General features: G+C 71.8%; 23 protein-coding genes and 1 riboswitch. Of the genes, 13 read left to right on the forward strand and 10 right to left on the reverse strand.

Annotation, left to right across the window (positions count from 1 at the left end):
- Nucleotides 1-94 precede the first annotated feature (94 nt).
- Nucleotides 95-1,048: an ROK family glucokinase gene (locus IE212_RS31110; protein ID WP_190201315.1), complete on the forward strand. Its 954-nt coding sequence runs from the start codon at nucleotides 95-97 to the stop codon at nucleotides 1,046-1,048.
- Nucleotides 1,049-1,160: 112 nt separating this feature from the next.
- Nucleotides 1,161-1,922: an endonuclease/exonuclease/phosphatase family protein gene (locus IE212_RS31115; protein ID WP_190201316.1), complete on the forward strand. Its 762-nt coding sequence runs from the start codon at nucleotides 1,161-1,163 to the stop codon at nucleotides 1,920-1,922.
- On the opposite strand, the gene IE212_RS31120 is transcribed toward IE212_RS31115, so the two are convergent.
- Nucleotides 1,919-2,524 carry a hypothetical protein gene (locus IE212_RS31120; protein ID WP_190201317.1) on the reverse strand — a complete coding sequence of 202 codons (606 nt, stop codon included), beginning with the start codon at nucleotides 2,522-2,524 and terminating at the stop codon, nucleotides 1,919-1,921. The two genes, IE212_RS31115 and IE212_RS31120, sit on opposite strands and share 4 nt — an antisense overlap.
- Nucleotides 2,517-3,314, reverse strand: a complete 798-nt coding sequence (locus IE212_RS31125) for an alpha/beta hydrolase (RefSeq protein ID WP_190201318.1) — start codon at nucleotides 3,312-3,314, stop codon at nucleotides 2,517-2,519. Before IE212_RS31125 ends, IE212_RS31120 begins: the two co-directional genes overlap by 8 nt.
- 202 nt (nucleotides 3,315-3,516) lie before the next feature.
- Here IE212_RS31125 and IE212_RS31130 point away from each other — a divergent pair, with 202 nt between their 5' ends.
- From IE212_RS31130 to IE212_RS31140, 3 genes are read left to right on the forward strand one after another with little or no spacing between them, the layout of a single operon-like run.
- Entirely contained in the window at nucleotides 3,517-4,311 is a 795-nt protein-coding gene (locus IE212_RS31130) for a lysophospholipid acyltransferase family protein (RefSeq protein WP_190201319.1), read from the forward strand.
- Nucleotides 4,312-4,339: 28 nt separating this feature from the next.
- Nucleotides 4,340-5,566 carry a MacS family sensor histidine kinase gene (gene macS, locus IE212_RS31135; RefSeq protein WP_190201320.1) on the forward strand — a complete coding sequence of 409 codons (1,227 nt, stop codon included), beginning with the start codon at nucleotides 4,340-4,342 and terminating at the stop codon, nucleotides 5,564-5,566.
- Entirely contained in the window at nucleotides 5,563-6,264 is a 702-nt protein-coding gene (locus IE212_RS31140) for a response regulator (RefSeq protein ID WP_190201321.1), read from the forward strand. Before macS ends, IE212_RS31140 begins: the two co-directional genes overlap by 4 nt.
- Before the next feature lie 19 nt (nucleotides 6,265-6,283).
- On the opposite strand, the gene IE212_RS31145 is transcribed toward IE212_RS31140, so the two are convergent.
- Both IE212_RS31145 and IE212_RS35695 read right to left on the reverse strand, forming a co-directional pair.
- A complete protein-coding gene (locus tag IE212_RS31145; protein WP_190201322.1) occupies nucleotides 6,284-8,149 on the reverse strand; it encodes an anthranilate synthase family protein in 1,866 nt (621 codons plus the stop codon).
- A 94-nt stretch (nucleotides 8,150-8,243) separates the two neighbouring features.
- Complete coding sequence (locus tag IE212_RS35695; RefSeq protein WP_079033853.1) at nucleotides 8,244-8,300, reverse strand: trp operon leader peptide; 57 nt, start codon at nucleotides 8,298-8,300, stop codon at nucleotides 8,244-8,246.
- A gap of 96 nt (nucleotides 8,301-8,396) precedes the next feature.
- Here IE212_RS35695 and IE212_RS31155 point away from each other — a divergent pair, with 96 nt between their 5' ends.
- Both IE212_RS31155 and IE212_RS31160 read left to right on the forward strand, forming a co-directional pair.
- Nucleotides 8,397-9,749, forward strand: coding sequence for a class II 3-deoxy-7-phosphoheptulonate synthase (locus IE212_RS31155; RefSeq protein WP_190201323.1), 1,353 nt, complete (start codon nucleotides 8,397-8,399; stop codon nucleotides 9,747-9,749).
- A 147-nt stretch (nucleotides 9,750-9,896) separates the two neighbouring features.
- A complete protein-coding gene (locus tag IE212_RS31160) occupies nucleotides 9,897-10,130 on the forward strand; it encodes a (2Fe-2S)-binding protein (protein ID WP_190201324.1) in 234 nt (77 codons plus the stop codon).
- Between the two features lie 24 nt (nucleotides 10,131-10,154).
- Here IE212_RS31160 and bfr read toward each other — a convergent pair whose 3' ends face one another.
- On the reverse strand, nucleotides 10,155-10,631 hold the full coding sequence (gene bfr / locus IE212_RS31165) for a bacterioferritin (RefSeq protein WP_190201325.1): 477 nt from the start codon (nucleotides 10,629-10,631) through the stop codon (nucleotides 10,155-10,157).
- Between the two features lie 175 nt (nucleotides 10,632-10,806).
- Here bfr and IE212_RS31170 point away from each other — a divergent pair, with 175 nt between their 5' ends.
- Complete coding sequence (locus IE212_RS31170; RefSeq protein ID WP_190201326.1) at nucleotides 10,807-11,457, forward strand: sulfite oxidase-like oxidoreductase; 651 nt, start codon at nucleotides 10,807-10,809, stop codon at nucleotides 11,455-11,457.
- Nucleotides 11,458-11,521: 64 nt separating this feature from the next.
- Here the strand turns inward: IE212_RS31170 and IE212_RS31175 are convergent, their stop codons facing one another.
- The 5 genes from IE212_RS31175 to thiO all read right to left on the reverse strand — a co-directional run bounded on the left by IE212_RS31175 (nucleotide 11,522) and on the right by thiO (nucleotide 16,732).
- Nucleotides 11,522-12,400 (reverse strand): deoxyribonuclease IV, encoded by an 879-nt coding sequence (locus IE212_RS31175; RefSeq protein ID WP_190201327.1) that lies wholly within the window; start codon nucleotides 12,398-12,400, stop codon nucleotides 11,522-11,524.
- Nucleotides 12,401-12,458: 58 nt separating this feature from the next.
- Nucleotides 12,459-14,390, reverse strand: a complete 1,932-nt coding sequence (gene pknB / locus IE212_RS31180; protein ID WP_190201328.1) for a Stk1 family PASTA domain-containing Ser/Thr kinase — start codon at nucleotides 14,388-14,390, stop codon at nucleotides 12,459-12,461.
- Between the two features lie 181 nt (nucleotides 14,391-14,571).
- Nucleotides 14,572-15,369 carry a thiazole synthase gene (locus tag IE212_RS31185; protein WP_190201329.1) on the reverse strand — a complete coding sequence of 266 codons (798 nt, stop codon included), beginning with the start codon at nucleotides 15,367-15,369 and terminating at the stop codon, nucleotides 14,572-14,574.
- 2 nt (nucleotides 15,370-15,371) lie between these two features.
- Entirely contained in the window at nucleotides 15,372-15,572 is a 201-nt protein-coding gene (gene thiS, locus IE212_RS31190) for a sulfur carrier protein ThiS (RefSeq protein WP_190201330.1), read from the reverse strand.
- Nucleotides 15,569-16,732, reverse strand: coding sequence for a glycine oxidase ThiO (thiO, locus tag IE212_RS31195; protein WP_190201331.1), 1,164 nt, complete (start codon nucleotides 16,730-16,732; stop codon nucleotides 15,569-15,571). Before thiO ends, thiS begins: the two co-directional genes overlap by 4 nt.
- Nucleotides 16,730-16,841, reverse strand: a riboswitch (TPP riboswitch). It overlaps the preceding gene by 3 nt.
- Before the next feature lie 55 nt (nucleotides 16,842-16,896).
- Here thiO and IE212_RS31200 point away from each other — a divergent pair.
- The 5 genes from IE212_RS31200 to metF all read left to right on the forward strand — a co-directional run bounded on the left by IE212_RS31200 (nucleotide 16,897) and on the right by metF (nucleotide 21,107).
- On the forward strand, nucleotides 16,897-17,247 hold the full coding sequence (locus IE212_RS31200) for an avidin-fold protein (RefSeq protein ID WP_190201332.1): 351 nt from the start codon (nucleotides 16,897-16,899) through the stop codon (nucleotides 17,245-17,247).
- A gap of 32 nt (nucleotides 17,248-17,279) precedes the next feature.
- Nucleotides 17,280-18,521, forward strand: a complete 1,242-nt coding sequence (locus IE212_RS31205; protein WP_190201333.1) for an NAD(P)/FAD-dependent oxidoreductase — start codon at nucleotides 17,280-17,282, stop codon at nucleotides 18,519-18,521.
- 89 nt (nucleotides 18,522-18,610) lie between these two features.
- Nucleotides 18,611-18,976, forward strand: coding sequence for an Rv2175c family DNA-binding protein (locus tag IE212_RS31210; protein ID WP_020274483.1), 366 nt, complete (start codon nucleotides 18,611-18,613; stop codon nucleotides 18,974-18,976).
- A 450-nt stretch (nucleotides 18,977-19,426) separates the two neighbouring features.
- A complete protein-coding gene (gene thiE / locus IE212_RS31215; protein ID WP_190201334.1) occupies nucleotides 19,427-20,083 on the forward strand; it encodes a thiamine phosphate synthase in 657 nt (218 codons plus the stop codon).
- A gap of 100 nt (nucleotides 20,084-20,183) precedes the next feature.
- The gene (gene metF / locus IE212_RS31220; RefSeq protein WP_190201335.1) at nucleotides 20,184-21,107 is read left to right on the forward strand and encodes a methylenetetrahydrofolate reductase [NAD(P)H]; all 924 of its coding nucleotides are present in this window, start codon (nucleotides 20,184-20,186) and stop codon (nucleotides 21,105-21,107) included.
- Nucleotides 21,108-21,151 lie beyond the last annotated feature (44 nt).

Consider the following 21,151-nt stretch of genomic DNA (forward strand, 5'->3'; position numbering starts at 1 on the left):
GCCGGGCGTGCCCACCGGTCGGACGAGCCGAACCCCGAGGGCGGTGCCTCGGGTACCGTTGGCGCAGCGGGGCTCGACCGAAACTGAGGGATTCATGGGACTCACCATCGGCGTCGACATCGGCGGCACGAAGATCGCGGCCGGCGTGGTCGATGAGGAAGGCAGCATCCTCTCGACGCACAAGGTGCCGACCCCGGGCACGCCCGAGGGCATCGTGGACGCCATCGCCTCGGCGGTGGACGGCGCGCGTGTCGGTCACGACATCGTCGGCGTGGGCATCGGCGCCGCCGGCTACGTGAACCGGCAGCGCTCCGAGGTCTACTTCGCGCCGAACATCCACTGGCGCAACGAGCCGCTCAAGGAGAAGGTCGAGGCCCGGGTGGGCCTCCCGGTCGTCGTGGAGAACGACGCGAACGCCGCGGCGTGGGGCGAGTACAAGTTCGGCGCCGGCAAGGGCCACCGCAACGTCATCTGCATCACGCTCGGCACCGGCCTCGGCGGCGGCATCATCATCGGCAACAAGCTGCGCCGCGGGCACTTCGGCGTGGCCGCCGAGTTCGGCCACATCCGCATGGTGCCGGACGGCCTGCTGTGCGGCTGCGGCTCGCAGGGCTGCTGGGAGCAGTACGCCTCCGGCCGTGCCCTCGTCCGGTACGCCAAGCAGCGCGCCAACGCCACCCCCGAGAACGCCGAGATCCTCCTCGGCCTCGGCGACGGCACGCCCGAGGGCATCGAGGGCAAGCACATCTCCATGGCCGCCCGCCAGGGCGATCGCGTGGCCGTCGACTCCTACCGGGAACTGGCCCGCTGGGTCGGCGCGGGCCTCGCCGACCTCGCCTCCCTCTTCGACCCCTCCGCCTTCATCGTGGGCGGTGGTCTCTCCGACGAGGGTGAGCTGGTCCTGGGCCCGATCCGCAAGTCCTACAAGCGCTGGCTGGTGGGCGGCAACTGGCGCCCGGTGGCGGAGGTCCGCGCCGCGGAACTGGGCAACAAGGCAGGCCTCGTGGGCGCGGCCGACCTGGCCCGCGAACCCGACCCGATCATGTAAACGCCGCCCTTTTGGGTTTCTGGGGGCGCGGGGAACTGCGCGATCAGCCACGTACCACCGGCACTCGCGCACCTTCCCCGCGCCCCGAGTTCTCAGGCGTACATTGACGGCCATGGAGCCGCTTCCCAACTCCGGCACGAACGCCGATGGTTCAGCCACTCTCCGCGTCCTCAGCTACAACATCCGCTCGATGCGCGACGACACCGACGCCCTGGCCCGCGTCATCAAGGCCTGCGCACCCGACCTGGTCCTCGTCCAGGAAGCCCCCCGCTTCTTCCGCTGGCGCAAGAAACTCGCCCGCCTGGCCCGCGCGGCCGACCTGGTGATCGTCACCGGCGGCGCCACCACCACGGGGCCGGCGATCCTCAGTTCGCTCCGGGCGGGTGTGGAACGGACCGAGGACATTCTCCTGCCCCCCACCCCCGGCCTGCACCGACGTGGCTTCGCCACCGCGGTCGTCCGTTTCGCCGGCACCCGTCTCGGCGTTCTGAGCTGTCACCTCTCGCTCCAGAAGGACGAGCGCTACGAGCAGGGCGGCATGCTCCTGGACCGGCTCGCCGGCCTGGGCGTGGAGCACGCGATCGCCGGCGGAGACCTGAACGAACGCCCCGACGGCCCCACCTTCAGCCGGCTGGCCGGCGCTCTGACCGACTGCCGGGCCGCCGCGCCCTGGGGCGGCGAGCACACCTGGACCCCCGCCGACCCCTACCAGCGCATCGACGCGATCTTCGCGACCCGGGGCATCGAGGTGCTGGGCTGCGGCGTGCCGGTCGGGCACCCCGGGGTGACCGAGGCAGACCTCAGGGCGGCCACCGACCACCTCCCGGTCCTGGCCGCCCTCAGGGTTCCCGCCCAGCCAGGGCGACAGGCCTAGACGACCGCGCCCCGCCCCGGGTCGTCGTCGTTCTCGTCATCCGTCCGCATCCGCGTCACCAGCGTCGCGAAGCCACCGAGGAACCCGCCGATCCCCAGTGTCGCCAGCCACCACGTCATCTCCCAGCCGAGCAGCACGGCGAGCAGCAGCAGTACCGGCCCGCCGAGGACCCCGAGCCAGGCGAACTTCGCGGTGACGTCGGCGGTGGGCAGCGGGGGCGGCTCCGGCGGCACGAAGTGCCCCTCGTCGCCCTCGTCGGAGTCGTCCTCGGCGGGCTCGGACACGGAGTAGTCACGCGGGCCGACGCCCGGCGCGAAGGAGACGGAACCGCCCAGCGGCTTGGCGGGCTTGTCCCCAGGCCCTTCGGACTCCTCCGGCTTGGCGGCCTCCCCGGCCGCCCCGGCCGTGTCCACCCCGGCGTCGTTGGTCTCGGACTCCAGCAGCGCCAGGTCCTCGACGGACTTGAACGGCTTGGTCCCCGGCGGGTCCGGCGGCTCCTCGCCGTACCCGGCGACGATCGCCGCCCAGGCGGCCTCCTCGTCGAACGGGACGCCCTTCTCGTCCGGCTCGCGGCCCTCGCGGTCGGAGTCGTGCTCAGCCACCTGCGGCCGTCCCTTCCTTGCCGAGACCGGGCTCCTTGCCGAGGCCGGACGCGAGCCGGCCGATGAACGAGGTGCTCTCCTCGAAGATCCGGTCCGCGTCATGGTCCAACGTGGCGACGTGGTAGCTCTGTTCCAGCAGGATCTCCCGGACGTCCGTCGACGAGATGCGGCTGAGGATCCGGGCCGAGTCGGCGGGCGGCACCACGTGGTCCTGCGGGCTGTGCAGCAGCAGCACCGGCTGGGTGACCTGCGGCAGCTCGCCGTCGACGACCCGGAAGAACTGCCGCAGGGAGTGCGCGGCGTGCAGCGGCACCCGGTCGTAGCCGAGCTCCTTGCTGTCCGGCTTGGCGATGTCGCTGGCGATGCCCTTCGTCGCGGGGACGATGTGGCGGATCACGGGCAGGGCGTGCGCGGCGAGACCGTGCACCTTGTTCGCCGGATTGACGACGACCACCCCGCTGACGGCGTCCCCGTGCTTCGCGGCGAGCCGCAGGGCCAGGGCGCCGCCCATCGACAGACCGGCCACGAAGACCTTCTCGCGGCGCTCGCACAGCAGGCGCAGTTCGCGGTCCACCTCCGCGTACCAGTCCTGCCAGCCGGTGATGCGCAGGTCCTCCCAGCGCGTGCCGTGGCCGGGCAGCAATGGCAGGGAGACGGTCAGGCCTTGTGCGGCGAGATGCTCCGCCCAGGGGCGCAGCGACTGCGGTGAACCGGTGAAGCCGTGGCAGAGGAGGACGGCCACCTCCCCGCCCTCGTGGTGAAACGGCTCGGCTCCGGCAAGGACCGGCACCTTCGGCCTCCTGGTCATGAGAAGGGACGAACACGATCACGGATTGTCACGGAACGTCATGGAAGAGGTCGCACGTCGTTCGCGGGACCTTCACCGTACGCGACCGCACTGACACCGACCAGGGCCGACGGCGCCTTTGACGGCGGTCCGGGTTATGGTCTGATCGACACATACAGGAGGCACTCGGTTGTTGTACGGCGCGATGAAGGTCGCTGTTGGGGGACCGCTGAAGGTCGCCTTCAGGCCCTGGGTGGAAGGCCTGGAGAACGTTCCCGCCGAGGGTCCCGCGATCCTGGCGAGCAATCACCTGTCCTTCTCGGACTCGTTCTTCCTGCCCGCCGTCCTGGACCGCAAGGTCACCTTCATCGCGAAGGCCGAGTACTTCACCACGCCCGGGGTGAAGGGCCGGCTGACGGCCGCCTTCTTCAAGGGTGTCGGCCAGCTGCCCGTGGACCGCTCCGGTGCCCGGGGCGCCGGTGAGGCGGCCATCAAGAGCGGCATCGAGGTGCTGGAACGCGGGGAGCTGTTCGGCATCTACCCGGAGGGGACGCGCTCGCCCGACGGGCGGCTCTACCGCGGAAAGCCGGGCGGCCTCGCCCGCGTGGCGCTCGCGACCGGGGCGCCCGTCATCCCGGTCGCGATGATCGACACGGAGAAGATCCAGCCGCCCGGCAAGGTCGTGCCGAAGCTGATGCGGCCCGGCATCCGCATCGGCAAGCCCCTGGACTTCAGCCGCTACCAGGGCATGGAGCACGACCGCTTCGTGCTGCGCGCGGTGACCGACGAGGTCATGTACGAGATCATGAAGCTCTCCGGCCAGGAGTACGTCGACATGTACGCGACAGCCATGAAGCGGCAGCTCGCGGAGGCGGCGAAGGCGGAGAAGGAGGCCGGGAAGGCGGCCAAGGCCGCGCTCGCGCGGGCGGAGAAGGAACAAGCCGAGAAGGAACAAGCCGAGAAGGACGAGCGGACCAGGCAGCGGCGGACCGAGCCTTAGCCGGGGCGTCGGCCGGGGGGTGGGGGACATGGCCAAGCGCGAGCGCGTCATGAGAATGTCGGTCGAGCAGCCGCTGTGGCGTGCGCTGACCGGTTACCGGGTGCTGACGATGCTGTACGCGGTCGGCCTGTTCGCCACCGCCTACGGCGAGTTCCCCCGCCCCTGGATCGCCGTCGCCTACTACACCGTGCTGGGCGTGTGGACCCTGGCCACCCTGCCCCGGGTCGCGAACGCCGCCCGCTGCACGAAGCGGTTCCTCGCCGCCGACCTCACCATCGCCGTCACCGGCATCCTGCTCACGCCCGTCGCCGACGCGCACGAGCGGGTCCAGGCGGGCGGCCCGACCCTGCCGTCGATCTGGACCGCCGGTTCCGTTCTGGCCTTCGCCCTCAAGGGCGGCTGGCGCTGGGCGGCCCTCGCCTCCACCCTGGTGGCCGCCGCCAACCTGGTGGAACGCGGCTCCCCGGCCCGCGACACGGTCCACAACGTCATCCTGGTCTGCATCGCCTCCATCGCCATCGGCTACGTCGTCGAGGTCGCCCGCGCCTCCGAGCGCACCCTCGCCCGCGCCCTGGAGATCGAGGCCGCCACGAGGGAGCGGGAGCGCCTGGCCCGGGACATCCACGACAGCGTGCTCCAGGTACTGGCGATGGTGCAGCGGCGCGGGGCGGTGATCGGCGGGGAGGCGGCCGAACTGGGCCGGATGGCCGGTGAGCAGGAGGTCGCGCTGCGCACCCTGGTCTCCGGCGGGCTGGTGCCGGTCTCCCGGGTCTCGGAGGACGCCGCCGAGGGCGCGGTCGTACGGGCCGTCGACGAGGAACCGGAGGATAGCGGCCCCGTCGACCTGCGCGCCCTGCTCGCGCCGTACGCCGGGGCCAGGGTCAGCCTCGCCGAGCCCGGCGCGCCCGTGCCCCTGGCACCGGTCGCCGCCCGGGAAGTGACCGCGGCCGTCGGCGCCGCCCTGGACAACGTCCGCAGACACGCAGGGGAACAGGCCCGGGCGTGGATCCTGGTCGAGGACGAGCCGGACGAGGTGATCGTCACCGTACGGGACGACGGGCCCGGCATCCCGGAGGGGCGGCTCGCCCAGGCGGAGGGCGAGGGGCGGCTCGGTGTCGCCCTGTCGATCCGCGGCCGGCTGCGCGACCTCGGCGGCAGCGCGGAGCTGATCTCGGTGCCGGGGCAGGGCACGGAGGTCGAGTTGAAGGTACCCAAGGACAGGACAGAGGCACGGGGGAAGGCGGAGCGGCGATGACGCGGACCACGCAGGACGGGCGGGGCCCGGTAAAGGACCCGATCAGGGTCATGGTGGTCGACGACCACCCCATGTGGCGCGACGCCGTCGCCCGCGACCTGGCCGAGTCCGGCTTCGACGTGGTCGCCACGGCGGGCGACGGCGACCAGGCGGTGCGCCGGGCCAAGGCCGCCGCGCCCGACGTCCTCGTGCTCGACCTGAACCTGCCCGCCAAGCCCGGCGTCCAGGTCTGCAAGGAGGTCGTCGCCGCCGACCCCGCGCTGCGCGTCCTCGTGCTGTCCGCGAGCGGTGAGCACGCCGACGTCCTGGAGGCCGTGAAGTCCGGCGCGACCGGCTACCTGCTGAAGTCGGCCTCCACCGAGGAACTCCAGGACGCCGTGCGCCGCACGGCCGTCGGGGACCCGGTCTTCACCCCGGGCCTCGCCGGCCTGGTCCTCGGTGAATACCGCCGCCTGGCCTCCGAACCCGCCCCCGCCCCCGACACCGGGGAACCGAAGGCGCCACGGCTCACCGACCGCGAGACGGAGGTGCTGCGCCTGGTCGCCAAGGGCCTCAGCTACAAGCAGATCGCCGAACGCCTGGTCATCTCCCACCGCACGGTGCAGAACCACGTCCAGAACACCCTCGGCAAGCTCCAGTTGCACAACCGCGTGGAGCTCGTGAGGTACGCGATAGAGCGCGGCCTCGACGACGAGTGAGGGACCAGGGCCCCGCCCGCTACACCGAGGGCCTGCTCGTGGCCCGGAGCCGCTCCACCAGCTCCCGCACGATCGTCACCCCGTTCAGGGTCAGGACCGACTCGGGATGGAACTGGACGCCCGCCAACCCGGGCCCGCGCAGGGCATGCACCTCACCGTTGGCGGAGCGGCTCACCCGCACGCCGTGCGCGGCCAGCTCCTGGTGCGCTCCGTCGTCGCAGCGCGCCACGAAGCTGTTGTAGAAACCGACGGTCTCCCGCCGCCCGAACAGCTCGATCTCCGTCTGCGCCCCCTGGTACGGCACTTCCTTCCGGACGATCTCCAGCCCCAGCTCGGCCGCGATCAGCTCGTGCCCGAGGCAGACGCCGAGCACGCCGTGCGGATGGCGGCTGATGATCTCGGCGGTGAGGTCCCGCAGGAACCGCATCTTGGGGTCGGTGAGGTCGGAGGGATCACCGGGCCCCGGGCCCAGCACGACCGGCCCCTCGTGCCCGAGCACCGCCTCCCGCAGCCCGTCCTCGTCGTACCGCCGGACGGACACGTCCAGGCCGCTCGACCGCAGCAGGTGCGCCAGCATCGCCGTGAAGGTGTCCTCCCCGTCGACGATCAGCGCGTGTCCGTTCAGCCTCTGCGGCGGCTCCTGCATACGCAGCCAGAAGGGAGCGAGCGAGGCCCGGCGCCCGTCGAGCGCGGCCCGCACCCGGGGGTCGTCGGCCAGCCGCGGCCGCGCGGACTCCTCTCGCGGCCTTCCCGGCCGAACGCCCAGGGCCGTCAGCACGCCCGCAGCCTTCGCATGGGTCTCCGCGACCTCGCTCGCCGGGTCCGAGCCGCGCACGAGCGTGGCGCCGACCGGAACGCGCAGGTGCCCGTCGGCGGAGATGTCGGCGGTGCGGATGAGGATGGGCGAGTCGAGCGTCTGCGTCCCGCCGGAATCCCGGCCTAGCAGCGCCAGGGCACCGGCGTAGTACCCCCGCCCACCGGCCTCGTGCCGTTCGATCACCCGGCAGGCGTTCTGCACGGGCGAGCCGGTGACGGTGGCCGCGAACATGGTCTCCCTCAGGACCTCCCGCACGTCCAGCGAGGATTTCCCGCGCAGTTCGTACTCGGTGTGCGCGAGGTGCGCCATCTCCTTCAGCCGGGGCCCGACGACGACTCCGCCCATGTCACCGACCGTGCACATCATCTTGAGCTCCTCGTCGACGACCATCGACAGCTCCTCGGTCTCCTTGCCGTCGGCGAGGAAGCCGAGCAGATGCTCCGGGGTCGGTCCCTCGCTGGGATACCGGTACGTCCCGCTGATCGGGTTCATGACGACGGTCCCGCCGGACATCCGTACGTGCACCTCGGGGCTCGCCCCGACCAAGGTCCGCGCCCCGGTGTGCACCACGAACGTCCAGTACGCTCCCCGCTCGCCCTCCAGCAGCCGCCGGAACAGCGCGAGGGCGTCCGCGCGGGAGAACCCCGGGATGTGACCCTCGTACGTCCGCCGGATCACGAAGTTCGCGCCCTCGCCCCGGCCGATCTCCTCCTCCAGCACCCGGCCGACGATCCGCGCGTACTCCTCGTCGGTGACGTCGAAGCCGCCTCCCTCGACGCGCACGTCGTGCGCCGGGAGCCGCTCCAGGGCGTCGGCGAGCGGGACCTCGTACGACTCCTCGGGCACCAGCACCGTCAGCGGGGTGCCGTCGTCGCGGACGTCGAAGCCGCGCTCGCGGATCTGCCGGAAGGGGACGAGCGCGAGGCCCTCGTCGGGAAGGTCGGCGAGACGGTCGCGGGTGACGACCGGGCCGAGCAGCACCTCGACCGTCCCGTGGTCGTGGCCCGGGGTGCGGCGGCGCAGCAGGGCGAACGGGCGGGGATCGTCCAGCAAGCCGAGGAGGTCCATGGATCCGTGCTCCTTGTCGGTGGGAGAGGAACGGATCCCGGGAAACACCGAAGGCCGCCCCTCGGGCGGCCTTCGCGAAGTTGTGTACGCGCAGTCAGCGGGCCGCCGGGTGAGCGGTCCACCACCAGTTCTGGATCGAGTGCGCGAACATGCGACGCACCTTATCCCATGTCCGCGGAGCGTACCCGGTGTCTCAATTGCTGGGCACGGGCCTGGACGCCCGACATGACCCCGTAGGGTTGAACTCGTGACCGTGAACGCTAAGACCAGCGCGAGTGCTGGCAACACCTGGCGAGACCTGCCCGCGGCGCAGCAGCCCGAGTACCCCGACCTTGAGGCTCTGCGCGCAGTCGTTGCGGACCTCGAGTCGTATCCGCCGCTCGTCTTCGCGGGCGAGTGCGACCAGCTGCGCGCCCGGATGGCGGCCGTCGCCAGGGGAGAGGCGTTCCTCCTCCAGGGCGGCGACTGCGCCGAGGCGTTCGACGCCGTGTCCGCCGACCACATCCGCAACAAGCTCAAGACCCTGCTCCAGATGGGCGCCGTGCTGACGTACGCCGCCTCCGTGCCGGTCGTGAAGGTCGGCCGCATCGCCGGCCAGTACTCCAAGCCGCGCTCCAAGCCGACCGAGACCCGCGACGGCGTGACGCTGCCGACGTACCGGGGCGACTCCGTCAACGGCTTCGACTTCACCGAAGAGGCCCGCGTCCCGGACCCCGAGCGCCTGAAGCGGATGTACCACGCGTCCGCCTCCACGCTGAACCTGGTGCGCGCGTTCACCACCGGCGGCTACGCCGACCTGCGCCAGGTGCACGCCTGGAACCAGGACTTCGTGAAGTCGTCCCCGTCGGGGCAGCGCTACGAGCAGCTGGCGCGCGAGATCGACAACGCGCTGAACTTCATGCACGCCTGCGGGGCCGACCCGGAGGAGTTCAAGACGGTCGAGTTCTACGCCTCGCACGAGGCGCTGCTGCTGGACTACGAGTCCGCCCTGACCCGGGTCGACTCGCGCACCGGGCAGCTGTACGACGTCTCCGGCCACATGGTGTGGATCGGCGAGCGCACCCGGCAGCTGGACCACGCGCACATCGAGTTCGCCTCGAAGATCCGCAACCCCATCGGCATCAAGCTGGGTCCGACGACCACCGCCGAGGACGCGCTGCAGTACATCGAGCGCCTCGACCCGGAGCGGGAGCCGGGCCGGCTGACCTTCATCGTCCGCATGGGTGCCGACAAGGTCCGCGACAAGCTCCCCGAGCTGGTCGAGAAGGTCACCGCCTCCGGTGCGACGGTGGCCTGGGTGACGGACCCGATGCACGGCAACACCTTCGAGGCGGCCTCCGGGCACAAGACCCGCCGCTTCGACGACGTGCTCGACGAGGTCAAGGGCTTCTTCGAGGTCCACAAGGCGCTGGGCACGCACCCGGGCGGCATCCACGTGGAGCTGACCGGCGACGACGTCACCGAGTGCGTGGGCGGCGGCGACGAGATCTTCGTCGACGATCTGCACCAGCGCTACGAGACGGCCTGCGACCCGCGGCTCAACCGCAGCCAGTCGCTGGACCTGGCGTTCCTCGTGGCCGAGATGTACCGGGACCAGTAACGGGTCCGCCTGTCACCGGGCACCGACTGGGGCGCGGATCACACGATCCGCGCCCCTTCCGGCTTTTCCCCCTCCGGCCCGGCGGGTAAGGTTAGGTTAGCCTCACCGATCAACGGGGACGGCGCCAGAGAACGAACCCGTCGGGAGGTGGACCGCGTGTACATCTGCAGTTGCTTCGGGATCACCGAGCAGCAGGTCAGGCAGCACGCGGACAGCGGCGCCTGCACCCCACGCCAGATAGCCTCCGCCTGCAAGGCGGGGACGGACTGCGGGTCGTGCGTGCGCCGTATCCAGGCGATCCTCGGCAGGGGCGCGTGCCCGCGCCGCGAGCTGGCCGACCAGGGCGAGCCGGTACTCACGAACCTCGAGGACGCCGCCTGACGGCAGTGCCTCGCGGGGGCACCCCTAGCTCGGCTGCTCGATCTGCTGTGCGAGGTACAGCGCCTCACCGAGCTTGTCGATGAGTTCCAGCTGCGTGTCCAGGTAGTCGATGTGGTGCTCCTCGTCGGCGAGGATCTCCTCGAAGATGTTGGCGGACGTGATGTCGCCCTTGGTGCGCATCACCTCGATCCCGCGCTTGAGACGGTCGATCGCCTCGACCTCGATCTGCCGGTCCGCCTGGAACATCTCGGTGACGGTCTGGCCGACCCGTACGTGGAAGAGCCGCTGGTAGTTGGGCAGGCCGTCCAGCATGAGGATGCGCTCGGTGAGCCTGTCCGCATGCTTCATCTCGTCCATGGACTCTTCACGCGTGTACTTGGCGAGTTTCGTCCAGCCCTTGTTGTCCTGGATGCGGTAGTGCAGCCAGTACTGGTTGATCGCGGTGAGCTCGCCGGTCAGCTGCTCGTTCAGGAATTCGAGGACCTCGGGGTCGCCCTGCATCGCAGAGGCTCCTTCCACGCGGGGGAACTGGCGGATTGCGCCGCATGATTCCATCGGGGACGAAGATCGTCCAGTAAGTCTTCACTTAGTAAGTAAGTGCATGCTTAGTTCTGGTTGCCCCGATTTGAGCCGGGCCCTGTCCGGGGCACCTCCCGGGGTCTGTCAGGATGGAGTCATGGGTCAGCCGGTGGGAAGCGAATCGGGAGAAGGGCGCGATTCAGCTGGAGCGACGCAGCCCGGGCTGCCGCCGGGACAGCGTCTGCAGCGCGGCTGGCCGGTCACGCACTACGGGCCCGTCCCCAAGTTCCGGCCCGAGCGCTGGGAGTTCCGGGTCTTCGGGGCCACCTCCGGCGGCGGCAAGCACTGCTGGACCCATGAGGAGTTCACGGCCCTGCCGTACACCACCGTCGTGGCCGATCTGCACTGCGTCACGAAGTTCAGCATGCTGGGCGTCGAATGGGGCGGCATCCCGGCCCGCACGATCCTCGACCTCGCTCCGCCCGCGGACGACGTCACCCATGTGATGGTGTGGGCCGAGTACGGATTCAGCTCCAACCTCCGGCTGTCCGACTTCGCCTCCGAGCAGGTCCTGTTCGCCACCCACAAGGACGGCGAACTGCTCACCGCCGAGCACGGCTTCCCGCTGCGCCTGATCGTGCCCCACCTGTACGCCTGGAAAGGCCCCAAGTGGGTGCGCGGCGTGGAGTACATGACCGCCGACCGGCGCGGCTTCTGGGAGGAGCGCGGCTACCACAACATCGGCGACCCGTGGCAGGAGCAGCGCTACTCGTACCAGGAGAAGCCCGGGGACGGCCCCGGCGTCTGAGCGCCGCACCCGCAAAGGCGGGGGCGCGGCGGTCACCGGCTCCGGTGGGGCGCCGGCCGTCGCGTCAGCCGTCGCGCAGCTTCTTCAGGCGTTCCACGTCCGCCGCGTGCCCCTCCTTGCCGCCCGGCGTCTCGATGACCAGGGGCACGCCCTCGGTGGCGGGGTGCGTCATCAGCGCCCGGAACGGGTCCTCGCCGATGTGGCCCGCCCCGATGTTCTCGTGCCGGTCCTTGTGGGCGCCGACCACGTCCTTGGAGTCGTTCGCGTGGATCAGCTTCAGCCGGCCCTCGCCGACGGTGTCCACCAGCAGGTCCAGCGTCCGGTGCATACCGTTCGGGCCGGTCAGGTCGTGCCCGGCGGCGAAGACGTGGCAGGTGTCCAGGCACACGCCCAGCATCGGGTGGGCGTCCAGGGCCTCGAAGTACGGGCCGAAGTCCCACGTGCGCGAGCACAGGGAGGCGCCCTGGCCGGCGGTCGACTCCAGCAGCAGATACGGGTCGTCGTCATGGGTCAGCTCGTCCAGCAGCGGCAGCAGGTGCTCGCGCACCTGCTTCAGCGCCACCGACCGCTCCCGGCCGCCGGTCGCGCTGCCGGTGTGCACGACCACGCCCAGCGCCCCGATCTCCCGCCCCCGCCGCAGCGAGTGCCGGAGCGATTCCACCGACCGCTCCACGGTCGCCTCGGTGTGCGAACCGAAGTTGATCAGGTAGGGGGCGTGCACGTACGCCGGGAGCGACTCGGCCGCGCACGCCGCACGGAACGCCTCGTCCTGCCTGGGGTTCCCGGCCGGGGTGGCCCAGCCGCGCGGGTTGGCGACGAAGACCTGGACGGTCTCCGCCCGCAGCTCGCGGGCGTACGACAGGCCGACGGTGTGGAGGCCACCGGCCACGGGGACGTGGCCGCCCACGGGGTTGCGGGAGGGGCCGGACAGCTGGTTGTTCACCCGTTCAGGGTGTCATGCGTCCGGCTCCGCCCCGTCCACGGGCCTCCGCCCGCGCCCGTCACCTGATCTTGATGGTGATGGTCGAGCCCTTGGGCGCGCTCTCGCCGCCCTCCACGGACTGGCCCTTGACCTCGTCACCGAACAGCCCGAGCAGGCCGCGGTCCTCGTCGACCTGGAACCCGGCGCCCTCCAGGGCCCGCCGCGCGTCGTCGACGCTGTCACCGACCACGTCCGGGACCTCGATCATCTCGGGGCCCTTGGACAGCGTCAGCGTGACCGTGTCGCCCTCGGCCGCCCGGCCGCCGGGGTTCGGGCTCTGCTCGACGACCTGCCCCTTGTCGAACTCGGAGGAGTTGACCCGCACGGTGGCGATCTTCACCTCGAGTCCGGCGTCCAGCAACTCGGACCGGGCGTCGGCCTCGTCCGAGCCGGTGACGTCGGGGATGTCGATCGGGCTGCCCTTGCTGACGACGAGCGCGACGGCCGTGCCCGCCCGGACCTTCGTGCCGTCGGCCGGGCGGGCGGAGACGACCGAGCCCTTCGGCACGTCCTCGCTGAACTCCCGGGTGACCATGCCCGGTTCCAGGCCGTCCTCCTTCAGCAGGGACCGCGCCTTGTCCAGCGGCCGGCCCGCGAGGGCGGGTACGCGCACATTGCGGGGGCCGTCGGAGACGGTGATGCTCACCGAGTCGTCGCCGCGGACGCGTGCCCCGGCCTTCGGGTCGCTGCTGATGACCTGGCCGCGCTCCACGGTGTCGCTGTAGGCGTGCTCGACCTTGCCGAGATCGAGACCCGCCTGCGCCAGCCGCTCCTCGGCCTGGTCCTGGGTCTTCGCCAGCAGCGGGGGCACCTCGGTGAACTGACCCGAGTTGATGTACCAGACACCGGCACCGAGGCCCAGCACGAGCAGGACGGCGGCGACCATCGCCAGCGGGCCGCGCCGGGGTCCCGGGCGGCGCCGGGAGGGCGGGGGCGGCGGGGACCGGAACCGGCTGGTGCGGTCGATGGAGGCCCCGGAAGCCTCCTCGTCCTCGTTGACGGGCAGCGGGCGCGTGCCCAGAGCACGCGGGATGACGCTCGTCCGGTCGTCGGCGTTGTCGTGGTCCGCCGTGAGCGCCTGCGGCGGCATGACGTCCAGCTGCTCGGCGGTCAGCCGGGCGCGCCCGTCACGGACCCGCGCGAGCAGTGCCACCGCGTCGTGCGGGCGGACGTCGGGGGTGCGGGCGGTCGCGGAGGCCACCATCTCGTCCAGCTCGTACGCCAGACCGGGCACGGCGGCCGAAGGCGGCGGGACGTCGTCGTGCAGGTGCTTGTAGAGGATCACCGCGGGGGCGTCCCCGTCGTGCGGCTTGTCGCCGGTCAGCATCTCGTACAGCATCACGCCGCACGCGTACACGTCGACCCGGGGGTCCACGGCGCCGTTCTCTATCTGCTCGGGCGCGAGGTAGGAGACCGTGCCGAGGACGGTGCCGGTGGTGTTCGTCACGGTGTCCACGGCCCGGACGAGTCCGAAGTCGGCGACCTTGACCCGGCCGTCGTCCCCTATGAGCACGTTCTCGGGCTTCATGTCGCGGTGCACGAACCCGGCGCGGTGCGCGGCGCCGAGGGCGGCCAGCACCGGCTCCAGGATGTCCAGGGCGGCATGCGGCTGCAGGGCACCGCGCTCACGCAGCACGTCCCGCAGGGTGCAGCCCGCGACGTACTCCATGGCGAGGTAGACGTACGAGCCGTCGGTGCCCTGGTCGAAGACCTGCACCACGTTCGGGTGCGCCAGCCGGGCCACCGACTTCGCCTCGCGGATGAACCGCTCGACGAAGGAGCCGTCGACCGCGAGCGAGGGGTGCATCACCTTGAGCGCGAGGACCCGGTCGAGCCGGGTGTCCACGGCCCGGTAGACCGTGGCCATCCCGCCGACCGCGATCCGCGCGTCGATGCGATACCGGCCGTCGAGCACCTGCCCGACCAAGGGGTCCTGAAGGGTCGTGTCCACGCACGCGAGTCTACGAGCCACCACCGACACCCACTCGCCACGTCCGCGACTGCAGCGGACCTGTGACGAGGGTTACCCAGTCTGCGGGCAGTCGTGCCGCTTGGGGCGGCACGGGTGGGCGCAGGCGGCACCCCGCAACGCCGGGCTGCAAACGCCCCCCCACCTCAGCGCCACCGCACAGCTACTGAAAAGCAGGCCGCTCCGGATCCAGCTCAGCCATGCCCTCGGCAGGAGAAGACGCCTCCGCGAAGTGCCGCCGCGGAATCCGCCCCGCACGGTACGCCAACCGCCCCGCCTCCACCGCGTGCCGCATCGCGTCAGCCATCAACACCGGCTCCCGCGCCCGCGTCACCGCCGAGGCGAGCATCACGCCCGCACACCCCAGTTCCATCGCCAGCGCCGCGTCCGACGCCGTACCGGCCCCCGCGTCCAGAATCACCGGCACCCCCGCACGTTCCACGATCAGCTCGAAGTTGTGGGGATTGCGGATCCCCAGCCCGGACCCGATCGGCGACCCGAGCGGCATGATCGCCGCACAGCCCGCGTCCTCCAGCTTCCGCGCCAGCACAGGATCGTCGTTCGTGTACGGCAGCACGGTGAACCCGTCGTCGACCAGCGTCTCCGCCGCGTCCAGCAACTCGATCGGGTCCGGCAGCAGAGTGCGCTCGTCGGCGATGACCTCCAGCTTGATCAGATCCGTGCCGAGGGCCTCACGCGCCAGACGGGCCGTGAGGACGGCCTCGCCGGCGGTGAAGCAGCCCGCCGTGTTCGGCAGCACCCGGATGCCGAGCTTGTCCAGCACCGACAGCACGGACCCGTGCACCGAGGCGTTCACCCGCCGCATCGCGACCGTCGTCAGCTCCGTGCCGGACGCGACCAGCGACCGCTCCAGCACGTCGAGGCTGGGCGCGCCGCCCGTACCCATGATCAGGCGGGACGTGAAGGACGTGTCACCGAGGACAAACGGATCGTCGGCCATGGTCAGCCTCCTTGGACGGCGGTGAGGACTTCCACGCGGTCTCCCTCGGCCAGGGGAGTGGACGGCCACTGCGCGCGCGGGACCACGGTTTCGTTGAGGGCGGCGGCCACCCCGGAGGTCGAGGAGGTGAGCGAGGTCACGACGGCGTCGAGAGCCGTGCCGGGCCGGACGTCCCTGGGCTCTCCGTTGACGGAGATGTTCATGCGGGCTGCTCCGTGAGTGCCGTGGTGAAGCGTCTCGGGGTGAAGGGGCGTGCCTCCTCGGGCAGTTCGCCCGTGGTCAGGGCGTGCGCCAGGGCGTCGCCGGTGACCGGTGTGAGCAGCACGCCGTTGCGGTAGTGCCCGGTGGCCAGCAGCAGCCCCTCCAGACCGGTCGGGCCGATCAGCGGCGCGTTGTCGGGGGAGCCGGGCCGCAGCCCGGCCCGGGTCTCGGTGAGCGGCAGCTCGGTGATGCCCGGGACCAGCTCGTGCGCGTCGCGCAGCAGCTCGTACACACCGCCCGCGGTGACGGTGGTGTCCCAGCCCATCTCCTCACTGGTCGCCCCGATGACCAGCTCGCCGCTCTCGCGCGGCACCAGGTAGACGTGGCTGCCGCGGACCACCGCGCGCACGGTCCGGCTCAGGAACGGCCCGTGCCGCCGTGGCATGGTCAGCCGTACGACCTGCCCCTTCACCGGCCGCACCGGCGGCAGCACGTCCTGCGGTACGCCCGCGAACCGCCCGCTGAGACTGCCCCCGGCCAGCACGACCTGCCCGGCGCCCAGCACGGTGCCGTCGGCCGTGACCACACCCGCGGCGCGGTCGCGCGTGACGGTGAGCCGCTGCGCCCAGACCCGGTGGAAGACCACACCGGCCCGTTCGCACGCGGACACCAGAGCACCGGCCAGCCGCCTCGGGTCGATCTGGTGGTCGCCGTCGACCCGCAGCCCACCACGCACGCCCGGCGCGAGCATCGGCTCCAGGCGCCGGCACTCCCGCCCCGACAGCCATTGCGACTCCAGGCCCGACTGCTGTTGCAGGATGTGCAGTTCGCGCAGGTGGGCCCGGTCGTCGGCGTCCAGGGCGACGGCGAGGGTGCCGCACCGGCGGTAGCCGAGGTCCTGACCGGTCAGCTCGGTGAGCTCGGCCGCGAAGTCCGGATAGCGCCTGGCGGAGGCGAGGTTCAGGCCGAGCAGGGTCTGCTCGCCGTGGTGCAGTTCGGTGACGGCCGCCAGCATGCCGGCCGCGACCTGTGCGGCCCCGCCGCCCGGCTCGGGATCCACCACGGCCGTGGCGAGCCCGCGCCCCGCGGCCCGCCAGGCCGTGACCAGGCCGATGATCCCGCCCCCGATGACGAGGACGTCTGACGTTCGTGTACGCGACATGGGCGTCCAGCCCCTCCCTTCGCCGGCATGACCCGGATCAGGTTCGTACGGTCGGAGGCCGCCAGCCTCCCTCTCAGCCCGGTGCGTCCGGGCTCCCGCGAGTGCCTTACGTTGGCCACAACCCTAGCCCGATGGCCCATGCCGCAGTAAGGGAGCCTCCGCCCATGGCCCGATCCCTCGACGGTCTCGTCCTCGTCCCGGTGGCCGACCAGGCACCGGGCCAGGTGGGGACCCGCACCCGGTTCACGTACCACGAGCGGGACGGTGAGATCTGGGCGGAGTACGCGGGCGGCGACGTCGTACGCGGACATCTCGTGGGTACCCGCGAGGGCGACACGCTGGACTTCCGGTACGTACAGCTCAAGGGGGACGGGACCACGTCCTCGGGGCACTGTGTCTCGACGGTCGTGGACCTGCCCGACGGGCGGGTGCGGCTGGAGGAGACCTGGGAGTGGGAGTCCCAGCCGGGCAACGGGACGAGTGTTGTGGAGCAGGTCACTCCGCATGAGCACTGACTGACAGACTGTCAGTTGTCTATGGTGATCAGGTGAGCGAGCAGAGGCAGGAAGCAGGGTCGTCCGCGCCGCGGCGGGTGGTCGTGGCGGGCGCGGGCATGGCCGGTGTGCAGACCGCTGTCGCCCTGCGGGAGCGGGGCTTCACCGGCGACGTGGTCCTGATCGGCGCCGAGCCCCACCAGCCGTACGACCGGCCCCCGTTGTCCAAGGCCGTGCTGCTCGGCAAGTCCGAGCACTCCGCCTTCGACGTCGACTTCGAGGCCCTCGGCATCGAGCTGCGGCTCGGCTGCGAGGTGACCGGCCTGCGCCCGGGCGAGAAGGAGCTGGACACCGCGGACGGGCCCGTGCCCTACGACGTCCTGGTCGTCGCGACGGGTGCCGAGCCGATCCGGCTGCCCGGGTCCGAGGGCATGCCCGGCGTGCACCTGCTGCGCACCCTGGACGACGCCGAGCGGCTGCGGCCGGTGCTGGCGCGCCAGCACGACGTGGTGGTCGTCGGTGCCGGCTGGATCGGCGCCGAGTTCGCCACCGCCGCGCGCGAGGCGGGCTGCGCGGTGACCGTGGTGGAGGCCGCCGAGCGGCCGCTCGCCGGGGCGCTGCCCGCCGAGGTCGCCGCGCCGATGGCCGGCTGGTACGCGGACGCGGGAGCCGTGCTGCGCACGCGCACGCGTGTGGAGCGCGTCGAGCCCGGCGCGGTGCTCCTCGACGACGGCACGCGGCTGCCCGCGGGCGCGGTCGTCGTCGGCATCGGGGCCCGTCCCGCCACGGACTGGCTGTCCGGATCCGGGATCGAGCTGGGCGCCCACGGCGAGATCGTGGCCGACGAGCACCTGCGTGCGTCGGTGCCGGACGTGTACGCGGTCGGCGACTGCTCCTCCTTCCCCTCCGGGCGGTACGGCGAGCGTCTCCTGGTCCACCACTGGGACAACGCCCTTCAGGGCCCGCGCACGGTCGCCGTGAACATCGTCGGACGGGCCTCCGGGGAGCCCCCGGCGGTGTACGACCCGGTGCCGTACTTCTGGTCCGAGCAGTTCGGGCGCTTCGTGCAGTACGCCGGACACCATGCGGCCGCCGACACGACCCTGTGGCGCGGCGACCCGGCCGGACCGGCCTGGACGGTGTGCTGGCTGCGTGGCGAGCGGCTGGTCGCGCTGCTGGCGGTGGGCCGTCCCCGGGACCTGGCGCAGGGACGCCGCCTGATCGAGGCGGGCGCGGCGATGAACCCGGCGCTGCTGGCGGACCCGGCGAGGCCGCTGAAGGCGGCCACGTCGTAGCGGTCGGGCGGCGCGTCGGGTGCGGTGGATCCGCCCAGGTGGACCGGCCCGGCTTCCGACTGTCAGCGGGGGATGGCAGGCTGGTTTCCGTGACCGAGATTGACGCAAAGATCGATGCTCTCGTCCCTGCCTGGCTCACCCTCCCCGACATCGCCGAACAGCTCGGCGTCGAGGTGACACGGGTGCGGCAGCTGGTCAAGGAGGGCCAGCTCATCGCCGTACGCCGTGGTGAGAACCGCGCGCTGCACGTCCCCGCGGCCTTCATCGACGGGGACAAGGTCGTCAAGGGCCTGTCCGGGACCCTGACGCTGCTGCGGGACGACGGCTTCACGGTCGAAGAGATGCTCGAGTGGCTCTTCACCCCCGACCCCAGCCTGCCCGGCACGCCGGCGCAGGCGCTGAGTGAGAATCGCGGCACGGAGGTGAAGCGCCGCGCCCAGGCGCTCGCGGTCTGACGGACCCGACCGGAACAACGGTCCGGCCCTGCCGTGTGAGCGGGGCCGGGCCCGCACAACCGCCCGGTGAGCGGGCCGGGGCCCCTGGGGTCACGGCCGGGGCCGGTGCGTGCCGGTTCGCCCCGCTCAGTGGTCCGGGCCTGAGTGAACCCGGGCCGGGCGCGTAATGTGCCCACGGCGCGCTCGGCGCTTGGCGCTCTGGGGCAGGTGGCGCCGCTCCCGCGGCACACCCCGACCGGCAGCGGTGCGTCCAGGCCGTGGCGGCTCCTTGACGCCGGGCAAGCCACCGGTCGAGGCGTTCCCACGCCTCAGCCCGGCATTGGCAGGGGCGTTCCACGCCTCGGCCGCCACCGGCGCAGGCGCTCCCGCGCGCCCCTGCCCGGCACCGGCAGCGCTCCCGCGCCCCGACCCGACACCGACGAACCAGACCGACGAACCAGGGGGACACACATGCCCGGCACCGCCACCACCGCCCGCGACCGGCTCGCCGACGCCCGGGTCTACCTGTGCACCGACGCCCGCAAGCGGCAGGGCGACCTCGTGGAGTTCCTGGACGCCGTGCTGGCGGGCGGTGTGGACATCGTGCAGCTGCGCGACAAGGGCATGGAGGCGGCCGAGGAGCTGGAGCACCTGGCCGTCTTCGCCGACGCCTGCGCCCGGCACGGCAAGCTGCTCGCGGTCAACGACCGCGCGGACGTCGCCCACGCCGCCGGCTCCGACGTCCTGCATCTCGGCCAGGGCGATCTCCCGGTCCCGGCCGCCCGCGCGATACTCGGCGAGGACGTCCTGATCGGCCGTTCCACCCACGCCGGGTCCGAAGCCGCGGCGGCGGCCGTGCAGGACGGCGTGGACTACTTCTGCACGGGCCCGTGCTGGCCCACCCCGACCAAGCCCGGCCGTCACGCCCCCGGCCTGGACCTCGTCCGGTACACCGCCGCCCTGGGCACCGACCGCCCCTGGTTCGCCATCGGCGGTATCGACCTCGCCAACCTGGACCAGGTCCTGGAAGCCGGAGCCCGGCGCGTCGTCGTCGTGCGGGCGATCACCGAGGCCGATGACCCGGGCGCGGCTTCGGCCGAGCTCGCGAAGCGCCTGCGGGAGCAGTAACACGCCAATGTGTCCCAAGGGGTGGACGAACAGGGCGACAATTCGGGCAAATGTCCAGCGTCCGGTTGGGGGGCCGACCACCCCTGGCTAATCTGCCGGTATGGCCCTCGGCACCGCATCCATCAGGTCGGACCACGCGCGCACGGTTCGTGACATGCTCGCGACCGGCAAAACGACGTACTCGTTCGAGTTCTACGCCCCGAAGACCCCGAAGGGCGAGCGGAACCTGTGGAACGCGCTGCGCCGGGTCGAGGCGGTGGCGCCCGACTTCGTCTCCGTGACCTACGGAGCCGGCGGCTCCACCCGCGCGGGCACCGTCAAGGCGACCGAGGCGATCGCCTCGGACACCACCCTCACGCCGATCGCGCACCTCACGGCCGTCGACCACTCGGTGGCCGACCTGCGCAACATCATCGGCCAGTACGCCGACGCCGGGATCCGCAACATGCTCGCGCTGCGCGGCGACCCGCCGGGCGACCCGATGGGCGAGTGGGTGCCGCACCCCCGGGGCCTCGCCTACGCGGCCGAACTCGTCGAGCTGATCAAGGCGTCCGGCGACTTCTGTGTGGGCGTCGCCGCCTTCCCGGCGATGCACCCCCGCTCCACCGACTGGGACACCGACGTCCGCCACTTCGTCGACAAGTGCCGTGCGGGCGCCGACTACGCCATCACCCAGATGTTCTTCCAGCCGGAGGACTACCTCCGCCTCCGCGACCGCGTCTCGGCCGCCGGGTGCCAGACCCCGATCATCCCCGAGGTCATGCCGATCGCCAGTGTGCGGACGCTGGAGCGGATCGGGTCCCTCACCAACGCGGCGTTCCCGGCCGCCCTGAAAGAGCGGATCCTCACAGCAAAAGACGATCCCGCCGCTGTACGCTCCATTGGTATCGAATTCGCCACGGAGTTCTGTGCGCGGCTGCTCGCCGAGGGCGTGCCCGGCTTGCACTTCATCACGCTCAACAACTCCACCGCGACACTGGAAATCTACGAGAACCTGGGCCTGCACGGCTCACCGCAGGCCTAGACCGTTCGCACCGGTATACGACACACTGCGTAGCGGCCACTGGG

The organism is Streptomyces djakartensis (assembly GCF_014651075.1).
Taxonomy (GTDB): domain Bacteria; phylum Actinomycetota; class Actinomycetes; order Streptomycetales; family Streptomycetaceae; genus Streptomyces; species Streptomyces djakartensis.